This is a genomic window from Armatimonadota bacterium (assembly GCA_031432545.1).
Taxonomy (GTDB): Bacteria; Sysuimicrobiota; Sysuimicrobiia; order Sysuimicrobiales; family Sysuimicrobiaceae; genus Caldifonticola; species Caldifonticola tengchongensis.
The window spans coordinates 1-13391 of the sequence record JAVKGX010000006.1 but is presented as its reverse complement, the minus strand read 5'-3'; the positions used below and the strand labels follow the sequence as shown (position 1 = coordinate 13391).

At 69.3% G+C, this 13391-nt stretch carries 10 protein-coding genes; 6 read left to right on the top strand and 4 right to left on the bottom strand.

Annotated features, from left to right (window positions below; translation table 11 throughout):
- Positions 1-14: 14 nt before the first annotated feature.
- Together thiI and QN163_07245 are read right to left on the bottom strand one after the other, a co-directional pair.
- Entirely contained in the window at positions 15-1199 is a 1185-nt protein-coding gene (gene thiI / locus QN163_07250) for a tRNA uracil 4-sulfurtransferase ThiI (protein ID MDR5683803.1), read from the bottom strand.
- 188 nt (positions 1200-1387) lie between these two features.
- Positions 1388-2551, bottom strand: coding sequence for a cysteine desulfurase family protein (locus QN163_07245; protein ID MDR5683802.1), 1164 nt, complete (start codon positions 2549-2551; stop codon positions 1388-1390).
- Between the two features lie 239 nt (positions 2552-2790).
- Here QN163_07245 and QN163_07240 point away from each other — a divergent pair, with 239 nt between their 5' ends.
- From QN163_07240 to smc, 3 genes are all read left to right on the top strand, one after another.
- Positions 2791-3195: a helix-turn-helix domain-containing protein gene (locus tag QN163_07240; protein ID MDR5683801.1), complete on the top strand. Its 405-nt coding sequence runs from the start codon at positions 2791-2793 to the stop codon at positions 3193-3195.
- A gap of 25 nt (positions 3196-3220) precedes the next feature.
- Entirely contained in the window at positions 3221-4357 is a 1137-nt protein-coding gene (locus QN163_07235; GenBank protein ID MDR5683800.1) for a glycosyltransferase, read from the top strand.
- Between the two features lie 130 nt (positions 4358-4487).
- Positions 4488-8063 carry a chromosome segregation protein SMC gene (smc, locus tag QN163_07230; GenBank protein MDR5683799.1) on the top strand — a complete coding sequence of 1192 codons (3576 nt, stop codon included), beginning with the start codon at positions 4488-4490 and terminating at the stop codon, positions 8061-8063.
- A 23-nt stretch (positions 8064-8086) separates the two neighbouring features.
- Here the strand turns inward: smc and QN163_07225 are convergent, their stop codons facing one another.
- Both QN163_07225 and QN163_07220 read right to left on the bottom strand, forming a co-directional pair.
- On the bottom strand, positions 8087-8944 hold the full coding sequence (locus QN163_07225; protein ID MDR5683798.1) for an ImmA/IrrE family metallo-endopeptidase: 858 nt from the start codon (positions 8942-8944) through the stop codon (positions 8087-8089).
- On the bottom strand, positions 8941-9345 hold the full coding sequence (locus tag QN163_07220; protein MDR5683797.1) for a helix-turn-helix transcriptional regulator: 405 nt from the start codon (positions 9343-9345) through the stop codon (positions 8941-8943). The genes QN163_07225 and QN163_07220 overlap by 4 nt, the downstream gene beginning before the upstream one ends.
- A gap of 475 nt (positions 9346-9820) precedes the next feature.
- On the opposite strand from QN163_07220, the gene rmuC reads away from it, so the two are divergent.
- The 3 genes from rmuC to csb2 all read left to right on the top strand — a co-directional run.
- On the top strand, positions 9821-11362 hold the full coding sequence (rmuC, locus tag QN163_07215; GenBank protein ID MDR5683796.1) for a DNA recombination protein RmuC: 1542 nt from the start codon (positions 9821-9823) through the stop codon (positions 11360-11362).
- 63 nt (positions 11363-11425) lie between these two features.
- Positions 11426-12709, top strand: a complete 1284-nt coding sequence (cas7u, locus tag QN163_07210; protein MDR5683795.1) for a type I-U CRISPR-associated RAMP protein Csb1/Cas7u — start codon at positions 11426-11428, stop codon at positions 12707-12709.
- A gap of 2 nt (positions 12710-12711) precedes the next feature.
- On the top strand, positions 12712-13391 hold a 680-nt coding region (csb2, locus tag QN163_07205), incomplete at its 3' end, for a type I-U CRISPR-associated protein Csb2 (GenBank protein MDR5683794.1).

Sequence of the window (13391 nt, the reverse complement as noted above, 5' to 3'; positions counted from 1 at the left end):
CGTCTGGGGATGGACTACGGACGTGCGAGAATGGGTGACCTAGGGGCGTCCACCGTCTCCACACCGGCGAGGGCTTCGCGCACCAGTGAGTCCACGTCCAGTCCCGTTTCCGCGGCCTGGGCTTCCTCGACCGTGGGCCGAGTGCGCGGCCGGCGCGGCACGAACAGTGTGCAGCAGTCGTCGTAGGGCAGCACCGAGATCTCGTACGTGCCGATCCGCCGGGCGATCTCCGTGATCTCCTGCTTGTCCAGCCCAATCAGCGGGCGCAGCACCGGCAGACGCGTCGCGTCGCCGATCGCCCGCACCGCTTCGATCGTCTGACTGGCTACCTGCCCCAAACTCTCGCCGGTCACGAGCGCGTCCGCGCCCACCTGGTCGGCCAGGCGTTCGGCGATCCGCATCATCGTCCGTCGCATCACAACCGTCCAGAACGGCTCGCTCACGCTGTCGCGGATGGCGCGCTGGACGTGGGCAAACGGGGCGACGTGCAGCCGCAGCGGCCCGCACCACGCCCGCAGCCGTTCGACAAGGGCGACCACCTTGTCGCGCGACCGGTCGCTGGTGAAGGGGAATGCGTGGAAGTGCAGGGGTGTGACCTCCATCCCACGCTTGGCCATCATCCACAGCGCCACGGGGCTGTCGATCCCCCCGGACAGTAGCCCCACGACGCCGCCTCCCGTGCCGACTGGTAGCCCGCCGGGTCCGGGGCGCACTTCCGTGTAGAGGTAGGCGGCGTCACGGATCTCCACCCGCAGATGCACGTCGGGGGCGCGCATGCGGACCCCCAGCCCGGCGAACCGGCCCTGCAGGTATGAACCCAGGTGGCGGTCCAGGTCGGACGACGTCAGCGGGAAGGCCTTATCCCGTCTGCGCGTCTCGACCCGCAGCGTCGCCGCACCGACCTGGCGCTCTGCCGCGGCCAGCTGCTGTCGTACGAGTTCTTCCGCCGCCTGCTCGATGCGTTCCACCACCGCCGGTACCCGCACCGCCGGACTGAACGCGGCGACGCCGAACGTCTTCCCGACCGCGTCCAGCGCGCTCACGCCCAGCCGACCGGGGATGACGATGTGGTCGAAGTGGTTTTCCACCGCCCGCCCGGTCGCCCGACGCAGGTTGGCGCACAGCCGGGAGACGAAGTAGGCGCGGTTGCCCCGCTTCAGCCCAACCTCTCCGTAACGGACCAGTGTCACGCTCTCCATCGCCACGACCCCATCCTACCGACTCCTCGGTGCCAGGCACACCAACCTGCGCCAAACGCCTTCCCCGGGGCGGCTACCGCCGGCACGAACGGTGCCTGACACCCTTGGAAGTGTCATCGTGGGGTGCTGGTTGGTCGGAATCGACCCCAAACGGTGCCAGGCACGCTGCACGGGCGGCGGTCCCCCTGCTACAGCCGGACCGCCGACAGATCTTCCACGGCGGCCCGGATGGCCCGGGCGGCGGCCAGAACTTCCGCCTCGGTGTTCTGCGGCCCCAGGCTGACCCGGATGCTGCTCATCGCCTCTTGTTCACTGCGCCCCATTGCGAGGAGGACGTGGCTGGGGCGCGGCTTGCGCGAGTGGCACGCCGACCCCGTCGACACGTACACCCCTTCCGCTGCAAGGCGGTGAACCAACGTCTCGCCCCGTAGGCCCGGCACCGAGAAGTTCAGGATGTGCGGGGCCGTGCGTTCCGCCTGTGCGGGGGTGTTCCACGCAAGGCCGGGGATCGTGTTCAGGGCTTCCCGCAGCACGTCGCGCAGGCGCTGAAGGTGGTCCAACATGGTGGGGCCGGACTGCTGCCAGATGCGCAGCGCGGCCCCAAAGCCTGCAGCCCCTGGAACGTTCTGGGTGCCGGCCCGCAGGCCACCCTCCTGATCACCGCCGACCAGCAGCGGTACCAGTCGGATGCCGCGCCGCACGTACAGAGCCCCGATTCCCTTGGGGCCGCCGATCTTGTGGGCGGACACCGTCACCAGATCCACGCCCTGCGCTTTGGGATCGACGTCCACGCGGCAGAACGCCTGCACCGCGTCGGTGTGGAGTACCGGGCGACGGCCGTAGCGGGCTGCGACATCGTCCAGGATCCTGGCGATCTCACGGATGGGCTGTACGGTCCCGACCTCGTTGTTCACCCGCATCACGCTGACGATCGACGTGTTGGGGCGGACGAGTTCTCGGAGCGCGTCCAGCCGCACCTGGCCGTCGGCATCCACGGGCGCCACGTCCACCGCCACACCCCGCTCGGCCAGCCGCCGTGCGGCTTCCAGCACGGAGGAGTGCTCCACGGCACTGACGACGACGTGCGGATGGCGGCGGTTGGCGGCGACACCGAACAGCGCCAAGTTGTTGGACTCCGTCCCGCCCGACGTGAAGATGACCTCGGAGGGATCGGCTCGGAGGCCATCCGCCACGACGCGGCGAGCCTCCTCCAGGACGGCTTCCGCCTCCATCCCCATGCGGTGCAGGGACGACGGGTTTCCGAAGGGGCCGGCCGACACCTCTGCTGCCGCTGCCACCGCCTTCGGAAACGGCGGCGCGGTCGCACTGTTGTCGAGGTAGATCCTCCGCATCCGAATCTCCGAGTTTCAAGACTTTGCCTCCAGCGACGCCCTCCGGCCACCCTTTCCATCCTAGCCTGGCCCTGCTCCCGGTACCAGGAACCCGTACCAGGAACCCGTACCAGGAACCAGTACCAGGAACCCGTACCAGGAACGGGCAGGATTTCCGCCTCATGGGCCGAACTTGATCAAGGATTTTGGCGAAAAACCTCTGCAAGCATTCGGAAACCGAACCCCGAGGCCCGGCAGGTATGGCGGAACGCGCGACCGGACGCGACGACGCGGCGACTGACGGGAGTGAGGTGCTGCCCACCAGGCCCGACTCCCGGACCGGAGCAGCAACCCGCGGGGGGCTTGATGCCAGGTCACGGCTGGCGCGGCTCGCCCGGCAGGAGGCCCTCCCCATCGAGGTGCCCGCCCCGCGTCCCCCACGCGGAGGCCGACGTCCCTTCACTGAAAGCCGAGAGGATCTCATCCGCCGGCTGCTGGACCCCGAGCTCACCCTCCAGGAAGCCTCGCTCATCCTGAACCTGAGCAAGGCCACGATCCGCCGTTACACCGACCAGGGGAAGCTGCGGTGCACCCGCACCGCCGGCGGCCAGCGTCGGTTCCGCCTCTCCGACCTGCTGGCCTTGATGGAGGGACAGGACTCGTGAAGTGCGGAGTCCGCTGCCCGCTCCTGTGGCTCTGACCATCGGCATGTTCACCGACTCCTACCGCCCCCGGATCAGCGGAGTGGTGCACTCGGTCGGCACCCTGGCCCGCTGCCTCCGCGCCCGCGGCCACAGGGTCCACATCTTCGCCCCGCACTACCCCGGTCAGGTCGACGACGAGCCAGACGTGCACAGGCTGCCTTCCCTCGTCATCGGGAAAAACCGGGACTTCCCGGTCCTCTTGCCGACCGTGGGGCCTCTGCGCCGGATCGAGAGGGAACTGGGACTGGATGTGCTGCATGCGCACTCCCCATTCGTCGCCGGACACCTGGCGATGCGGGTGCGCGACGGCCGACCGGTGGTGTTCACGCACCACACCCTCTATGCGGAGTACGTGCACTACGCGCCTGGGATCCCGTCCCCGCTGGCGCGCTGGTGGGTGCGTCGCCGCGTGCGGCGCTTTTGTGACCGATGCGACGTGGTGATCGTCCCGACCCGGGTGATCGGCCGGATGCTGCGCGATCACGGCGTCCGAGCGCGGATCGACGTCATCCCCACCGCAGTCCTGGACCTCAACGCCATCGGACGGATCCCTCCGATCTCTCGGGAACCGTTCGGCGATGCACCCCTGGTCGTCTGCGCCGGGAGGATGGCTCCGGAGAAGAGCATGGACTTGGTGCTCGAGGCGTTCGCCGTCGCCCGGGCACGGCACCCCGCCCACCTCGTCATGGTGGGCGGCGGACCCGCCCTCCCCCAACTCCAGGGCCTCGCCGTGCGCATGGGCATCGCCGACCACGTCACGTTCGTCGGTGAACTGCCGTACGAATCCGCGATCGCGTGGATGAAGGCCGCCGACGTGTTCGCGTTCGCCTCCCAGACCGAGACGCAGGGGCTGGTCGTACTCGAGGCCATGGCCTGCGGCGTTCCGGTGGTGGTGGTCGCCGCCGCCGGGGTGGTCGAGGCGGTTGAGCACGGGCAGACCGGGCTGCTCACCGAACCCGATCCCGTTTCGCTGGGAGAGGCGATCGGCCGCGTCCTGGCCGATGAGGATCTCCGTCGCACCCTGGGGGAAGGGGGCCGCCGCGCGGCGCAGGCGTACTCGGCGGAAGCGGTGACGGAGCGCACGCTGCGGGTGTACGCGTCGGTAGCGGGCGGGACCGGCTAGGGGCGCTGCTGCCGGCGCCCGGAGGGCCTTGCAACCGCCGCGCCAGCGGTTCAAAGTAGGGGCTGAGGCCGTCACAGCGAGATCACGCCGAAGTCCGCAGCTTTTGACGCAGCGCACACGGAGGAACGCGATGCACCTCAAGCGCCTCGAACTGCAGGGTTTCAAGACGTTCGCCGACCGCACCGAGCTCGACTTCGGCCCCGGCATCACCGCGATCGTCGGCCCCAACGGATCCGGCAAGAGCAACATCTTCGACGCGATCCGCTGGGTGCTGGGCGAGACGTCGTGGCGCGCGCTGCGCACCCACCGCATGGACGACGTGATCTTCGCCGGCGCCGCCGATCGCCGCGCACACGGACTCGCCCAGGTCGACCTCACGATCGACAACGAGTCCGGCATGCTCCCCGTGGACTTCGCGGAGATCACCGTCACCCGCCGCGCGACCCGGGCCGGGGAGGGGGAGTACTTCCTCAACCGCGTACCGTGCCGGTTGCGCGACATCCAGATGCTGTTCTTGGGCACGGGGCTCGGCGGCCGATCGTACGCGATGATCGGACAGGGCGAAGTGGACGCTATCCTCGACGCCTCACCCGAAGAGCGGCGTGCGCTGCTGGAGGAAGCCGCCGGGTTGGCCCGCTACAAGCGCAAGCTGCGGGAGACCGAGCGCCGCCTGCTCCAGGCGCAGCACAACCTTGTGCGGATCACCGACCTCCTCGCCGAACTCGACGACCAGAAAAACCGCCTGGCATCCCAGGCCGAGGTCGTACAACGCTACCGGGACTACGAACGGAGGGCAAAGCAGACCGAACTGTACATACGTGTGGAGGAAACCCGTCGCTTGCGGGCGGCGGCCAAACGCGTCGCCGCGCAGTACGAGGCCGCATCCCAGCGCCGCGACCACGCCAGGGAGGAGGTGCGCACCGCAGAGCGCGAGCTGACCCAGACCCGCCAGCGCCTGCAGGAGGTGGTGCGCGCGCACGACGCCGCCCAGCAGGAACTCGTGAAGGCGGTGGGGAGCCTCAGCGAGGCGGCCAGGGCCATGGATCTGGTTGGGGAGCGGCTGCGGGCGGCGACCGAGCGCGGCGAGCGGCTGCGGGAGGACCTGGCCCAAATCGAAGCGGATCGCGAGCGCGCGGCGTCCGCGGTCGAAGACCTGCGGTCGCAGCACGTTAGGCTGGGCTCCGAGGTGATCGCGCTGCGCGCGACCTGCGCGCAGGCCGAAGCCCGGTTCGAGGGCGCGACGAGGGATCTGCACGACGCGGAAGTCGGCGCGGACCAAGCCCGCTCCGATCTGGTGGAGTTGCAGCGCGCCCGCTCGCAGACCGCGGCAGAACTCGCGGCCCTGGCAGAACGGATGGCCGCCGTGCGGTCCCAGGAGCACGACGCCCGCGCGCAACTGGAACGGATGCAAGAAGAGCGCGTTTCGACCGAGACCCGGCGCGCCGACCTGGAACGCGAGGTCGCCGCGGTCTCCGAGCGTCTACGTGCGGCGCGGTCCGCACTGGACGAGCTGAGCGCCGAGCGCGGCACGCTCGCCGCCGAGCTGGACCGGATCACTGCGCGGGAGCACTCCATCGCCTTTGATCGGCAGGCGCACCTGACCCGTCTGCGGCTGCTCGAAGAGGCGCAGGCGGAGTTGCTAGGCTACGAACAGGGCGCCCGAGAAGTCCTCCTCGCCCAACGCGCCGAACCCGAACGGTTCAGGGGGGTGCGCGGCGCGCTCGTCGATTTCGTGGACACCGACCGCGACCACCGCGCCGCCGTGGAGGCCGCGCTCGGCGACCGGCTGTTCGGACTCGTCACCGACTCGGTGGCCGCCGCGCGGACGGCGCTGGAGTACCTGCGCGAACACGGCACCGCCCGCGCCACGCTCCTGCCGCTGGATGCGGTGCCCGACGCCCCCAACGCGCCGGACCGTCCCGCCGGATCGGATGTGGTCGGCGACGCGTTCGACCTGGTGCGGTGTGCGCCGATGGTCGAACCGTTCGTGCGCGCCGCCCTGCGCGGGGCGGTGGTCGTCGACGACCTGGACGCCGCGCTGCGTCTGCGCGGGGCCGGTTACGGCGGCCGGATCGTCACGCTGGCGGGCGAGGTACTCGACCCCGACGGCGTGCTGTCAGGCGGGCGTAGAGGCGACAACCGACCACTGGGGCGTCCGCAGGAGATCGCGACGCTCCGATGCTCGATCGCCGCCGCCGACGCGCGCGCCGCCGAGTTGCAGGCGCGACGGGAGGAGGTCACCCAGCGACTCGCCCGCCTCGACGCCCGGATCTCCTCCACCTCGGAGTTGGTCGATGCGGAGCAGGCGCGGCTCGGGCGAGCCCGGCAAGCGGCGGCCATGGTCGCCGAAGAGCTCAGCCGCCGCCCGCGGGTCGAGCACGACCTCGAGGTGCGCTACGGCAAATTGCGCGTGGCGCTGGAGGAGCTTCGGTCGCAGGAACAGCGGCTGCAGGCCGACCTCGCCGCGCTGGACGCCGAGCTCGGGCAGGCCGAGCGCGCGCTGGCAGTGGCGCGCGAGCGCGCCGAGTCCGCCGAGCAAGCCCGTCGGGCAGTGTGGGATGAGTTGACCGCCCTGCGCATTCGGGTTGCCGAAGCCGAGACGGCGCATACGGGCCTGGGTCTGCGGCTGCAGGAGCGGGAGGCTGACCTGACCAGGATAGAGGCGCGCGCAGCGGCGTTGCGCTCGGACATCGCGCAAGGGGCGGCGCAGTCCGCCGATCTCCAGGCCGAGCACGCCGCGGCCCAGTCGCGCCTGGATGTACTGCGCGACGCGGAAGCCCACGCGCGGGAGCGCATTCAGACGCTGAGCACCGAGCGGGACGCCCTCGAAGCCGCGATCGTCGAACTGGAGGCGCGCTCACAATCCGCGCGCGCCGCCGAGCGTGAGCAGGAAGAAGGCGTGCACCGTCTGGAGGTCCGCCGCGCGCAACTCGAAGCCGAGCAGGAAGCCGCCGCGCGGCGCATCCTCGACGAGCACGGGATCCCCTTCGAAGAGGCCGAGGCCGCATCGCCTGACCGGATCGACCGGGACGCGTTGCTCGACGAGCTGGAGGGCCTGCGTGGGTTGATCGCGTCGCTGGGGCAGGTGAACCTGCGTGCGATCGACGAGTACGAGCAGGTCTCCTCGCGCTGCGAAGAGCTGCGCGCCCAGGCCGACGACCTGACCGCCGCGCGGGAGGCGCTGCTCGAGCTGAGCGGACGTCTGGAGCACATCCTCAAGCGCAGGTTCGCGGAGACCTTCGACGCGGTCGATGCCCAGTTCGCCGACTGCTTCCGCCGGCTGTTCGGCGGCGGGACCGCCTCGTTGCGGATCGTCACCGACGACAAAGGTGAAGAGGGGATCGAGATGCTCGCCCAACCCCCCGGCAAGAAGGTGAAGTCCTTGGGTGCGCTGTCGGGTGGGGAACGGGTGATGGTTGCCCTGGCCCTGGTGTTCGCGCTGCTGCGTGTGCACCCCAGTCCGTTCTGTGTTTTCGACGAGATCGAGGCGGCTCTCGACGACGTCAACACCCGCCGCGTGACCGATCTGCTGCACGAACTGTCGCGACGCACCCAGATCGTGATCATCACCCACAACAAGGCGACGATGGAGTCCGCCGACGTCCTGTACGGGGTGACGATGCATGAACCGGGTGTGTCTTCGATCGTCTCAGTTCGGATGGCCGAGCGAGAGACCGCGGCCCGCGAACCCGTAGCCGCCCGGTAGCAAACGGTCTCTGACACCAGGTGTCAGAGACCCCACGGTGAGCCGGAACCGAAAGGCAAAAGGACCTGGTCGGGGTTCCAATCGGGCTTGCGGTTCGCGTGGAACAACGCAAAGACCTGGCTTCTCAGCCTGAGGGCTTCGCAGTCCACGACCCACGCCCTTCCCGTCCGGAACGGAATCCGGTCTTTGCCCGCCACCACTTCTCGCTCGTGGGCGCGTGCGGCGGTGTGCAGCAGGTGTCCTGGCGGAATCGGTGTCCCCCGCGCGACGGAGTACTTCATGGACCGGGACGAAACGCTGACGTCGACCGCAAGCCCGGTCCGCTCCTCGGCGCCAAGCAGCAGTGCGGCCTGCTCGCCGTCCACCATGCGGACCATCCGCGCGACAACGGCAACGCATGCGTGAGGAGCCAGCAACCCCAGTTGGACGCACACCGCCGTGGCCGAAGCCCCTGTCGCGTCGTAGAGCACCGGCACCAGGCGGATCCCGAAACCGCGTTCGCGCCACGTGCGCACCACGAGGTCCCGCGGCACGAGGAACTCGGCCGCGCCGATGTTGCACAGACGCTCGCACGTGCGTTCGAAATCCTCCTGGCGGGGGTATTGGTCGTGCAGCAGCGCCAGCAGCGAATCGTCCCGACGGATCAGGTGGTGTGCGATCTCGTGGTAGGCGGTGAACAGGGCCCGCCTGGCAGGGCGACTCGGGTCGACAACGACCGCGTCCCCCACCAGGCCGCCCTCCCACTCTGCGAGGTCGCCTCGCAGCGTGCGCAACCCGAGCGCTGTGGCCAGAGCTTCGGGATCATGGCAGCTGGGGTGCTCGCGGCAGACGCGCCGCACGAGGTCGATCATCCGGGTTTCCAGTTCGTCGTCTGGGGTCACGGTTCGGAGGTCCGGTCGTCCGGGGGGATCAGCAGCCGTCGGATGTTGAGGTAGAGCAACTCCCAATCTTCCTTCGTGCGGGGCCTACGGCCGCGCAACTCGATCCGGCTCAGGTCGCGGGCCGTCTCGATGTCCACTCTTCCTTCTTTCACGAGTTCTGCCAGACCGGGGGGCAGCCCCTCGGGCGTCGCCTCGCCGGCTTCTTCCACGCCGGACAACAGGTCCAGCACCGACATATCGTAGGCCCGCGCCAGCCGCTCGAGGGTCTCGAAGCTCGGGTTGGACCGCCCCCGCTCCAGGTCGGACAGGTAAGAGACCGACAGGCCGGTCTTCTCGCGGACGTCGACGAGAGTCAGGCCGCGGTGGCGCCGCACCTCGCGGAGGCGTTCGTGCAGCCGCATGCGCCCATTGTAACGCCCCCGCTGATCGATCCAGAACACCACGGAGCGGGACGTGTGGCCATGCGGAGCCCGGCAGTACGCCGGCGCCGCGTCCTCCGGCGTCTCGGTGCCGAACCGGAATGACCCACGGTACCAACGCCGCCCGGAGGGGTATTGACATCCACGCCGTCTGCGTTCGCCGCCGGTCGGATGGCCTCTCGTGGATCCACACCGAAGTTGTTTGACGAGCTGACGGCCGTGTGCTACCTGTAGCGTAGAAAAACGGTCAGAGAATTTCGGAACCACAGGGGTCCCAAGCTCCCCACAGTCCCCAACGTCGCCGCAGCGTTTGCTTCGCGAGATCTGGCCGGACCACCTGGGCATACGAGTCAATCGGGATCGGGGTGCGAAAACTGGCAGGCGGCGCGTTCACTCCGGAGAGGAGCCGGTGCACACGGCTAGGCGGTGATGGCCGACCCGTCACCGGGAGGCAGCGGTGACCGCGTGGTTCGAGTTCGGCATCGGGATCCTGATGGGCGCGCTCGCCGCGGCCGTCGTCGTGTGGGCTCGTGCTGAAGCACGGCGCCGACGGGACGAATCCGAACTGGCGGCGTTGCGCGAGCGCGTACGCAGTCTGGAGACCGAGCGCTTGGAACAGGCGCGTAGGCTCGAGGAGGCCTCGGGCCGGGAAGAGGCGTTGCGCCGCAGCCTCCACGAGGAAGCCACGCGCCGTGCGGCCGCTGAATCCGAAGCCGCACGGATCCGCGACCTGGAGGCCGTCGCTGGCGAACGCGAGAGCGAGTTGACGACTTTGCGCAGCCGTCTGGCCGAGCTGCAGGGGCAACTGCAACACGAGCGACGTGCGACCGACGAGAAGCTCGCGCTGCTCAACGAAGCGCAGACGAAACTCTCCGACGCGTTCCGTTCGCTTTCGGCCGAGGCGCTGCGAACCAACAACGAAGCCTTCCTGCAGCTGGCGCGCGAGAACCTCGCGAAGTTCCAGCAGGCCGCCCAGGCGGACCTCGGTGCCCGTCAGAAGGCGGTCGAAGACCTGGTGAAGCCGCTGCACGAACAGATGGACAGAGTCCGCACCTACCTGGCCGATCTGGAGCGGCAGCGCGTGAGTGCTTACGCCGCCCTCACCCAGCAGTTGCGGGAGCTTGCGGAGTTGCACCTGCCGCGGCTGCACAGCGAGACCGCCAACTTGGTGAAGGCGTTGCGGCAGCCGACCGCGCGCGGCCGGTGGGGCGAACTGCAGCTGCAACGGGTCGTCGAGATGGCCGGTATGCAGCCCCACTGCGACTTCGTCGAGCAGGCCACCGGTCAGGGAGAAGACGGCCGTCTGCGGCCCGATTTGATCGTGCAGCTGCCCGGCGGTAGGCGTCTGGTCGTGGACGCCAAGGCGCCGGTCGAAGCCTACCTGGGCGCGATCGAAGCTCCCGACGAGGACAGCCGCCGTCGCCTGCTCGCCCAGCACGCGACCCACGTGCGCAACCACATCGCGAACCTGGGCCGCAAGTCCTACTTCGACCAGTTCGAGGTCACCCCCGACTTCGTCGTCATGTTCATCCCGGGCGAGGCCTTCTTCAGCGCGGCCCTGGAGGTGGACCCCGGCCTGATTGAGTTCGGCGTCGGCCAGCGGGTGATCCCCGCCAGCCCCACGATCCTCATCGCCCTGCTAAAGGCCGTGGCGTACGGATGGCGGCAGGAAGCCCTCGCGCAAAACGCCTACCAGGTGGCCGAGTTGGGTAAACAACTGTACGAGCGCATCGCCAACCTCGCCGAACACTGGGTGACGGTCGGCAGGCGCCTGGGCCGCACCGTGGAAGCGTACAACGCTTCCGTTGGCGCACTCGAGAACAGGGTACTGGTCTCCGCACGCCGCTTCGAAGCGCTGCGGGCCGCGCCCGACGGCGCGCAACTGCCTGACCTGCAGCCAGTCGAAGCTCTCCCGCGCCCCCTCACGGCTCCGGAGCTTTCCCCGGACCCGGAAGGAGGTGAGGGTGACCCCCGGGCAGCGGACGAGGTCGAACGGTAGTGGAAAACGTCTGTGGGCCGTCGCGACCTCGGAGCCACCGGGAGCGTCGAGTCTCGGATCTCAATGCATCGGGAGGTCCCCGGGGGACTACGACACGATCGGGAGGCGAAGGAGATGACTGATTTGAGTTTGGACGTCCTTCACAACGCCGTGGTGGGAGCTGCGGCGGCGTTCCGGTGCCGTCGGCGGCTCCAGCCCGCTGGTGGCCCAGGCGACAAGGTGTTTCCGCCGACCTTTGCAGGGGCGATGTATGCCATCGAGAAACGACGCATTCCTGGGCGCGACGAGCCAGTCACATGTGTTCTGCTCGACAGCGTGCAGAGCCAGGCCAACCGGATGGAGGCTGCGCTCCAGGAGGCGGTGGATGCCGGCCGGCTCAGGCTGCCCCTCATCGTCGTCGACTTCTCGGAGCACGACCCGACGGGGGACCTCGAGGCGGACAAGGCGGCTGGACGGCTAATCGACAAGGTCGGCCGGATTACGAGCTTGCAGGTCCCCCATCGCTTGGCGGACGCCACGTTGCGCTACAGCCAGCTCGACGGCCAACCGTTCCGCAAGTCACCGAGGGGCAAGACGCTCAATGCGGTAGGTCTGGCGAACGCGACGCCGCTCTTCGAGCTCTGCCCCACGGCGCTCGTCTTCGGCATGTGGGACTCGACCGGCCCGAAAGGCGGACTCGGCGCCAAGTTCGAGCGGGCCCTGGTTTCGGAGATCGTGGGCGTGGGGGCGGCGTGGGAAGCCGATTATCGGGCCCGCGGCGTGCGGCGCGACCCGTTCGAAACGAGCAAGAACGTGCGCGTCATTCCCTCTGAGGATCGGACGACATTCCGGGTGGCCGAGGCGAACGAGCGCGGGGCCGTCCAGCCGTCGAAGCTCGGGCTGTCGAGCGTGCCGTTCGAGTTGCCGAACTCCGGCCTCACCATCGAGTACGCGGAGCAGACGACCACGCTGTCGCTCATTGCGCTGCGCCGGTTGCGATTCCCCCTCGATGGCCAGCCGCCGCGGGGAGAAACGGACGTGGCGGCGCGCACCGTCCTGGCCGCGCTCGGTCTCACTGCTGCCACGCTCGCCTTCGAGGCCGGCACCGACCTGCGATCACGCTGTCTCCTGTGGCCGGACGGACCGATGGTGTGGGAGCTGCTCGACCGGCCCGGCGCCGAGCCCCAGCGCTTCACGCTCAGCGGCGACGAGGCGGTCGCGCTGCTGTGCAAGGCAGCGGCTCGCGCGAAGGAGCAGGGGCTCCCCTGGCCCGAGGAACCTATCGTGTTGAAGCCCTTGCCGGAGCTGGTGGAGCTCGTTCGGCTGAGTCAGATCGAAGCGATGAAGGAGACCGCTCCGGAGGCCTGACGGTGCTCGCCGTAGGAATTCGCTATCTCAACGGGTTTGTCGCGGCGAGTGAAGCTGACGCGCGGGATCGCCCCGAGTGGCCGCCCCATCCCGCGCGGATCTTCATGGCGCTCGCGGCGGCGCACTTCCAGACGGGGCAGGCCCCCGAGGAACGCCAGGCCCTCGAGTGGCTGGAGTCGCTTCCGCCGCCTTCGTTGCGCGCGCCCGCGCACGCGCCACGGGCGGTCGTCACGCACTACGTGCCTGTCAACGACAAGCCGGGCGACAAGACTAACCCGCCGACCGCCGTCATCCAGTCCGTTCCTCAACTCGCCCGCGACCGCCAGCCGCGGAGTTTCGCACGGGCCTGGCTCGACGAGGACCGGGTGTATCTCGTCTGGCCCGACGCTGTGGCGCCGGAACCCGTGGCCCGTGCGCTGGCGGCGCTCGTCACCAAGGTCACTCGGGTCGGGCACTCGATGTCGCTCGTGCAGATGTGGATAGCGGCCCCAGAGGAAGCCGGCGAGCCCAACTGGATCCCGGACGACGAGCGTGCGGAGATCCACCTGCGGGTCCCTGGCCCCGGGCTGCTCGCAGACCTCGAGCGGCGGTACAACGAGGCGGCGGTGGAGACGTACGCAGCGCTCCTCGTCGCCGCAGAAGATGGAGACGCCAAAACCCGGCGCACGGCGAAGAAGCGCTT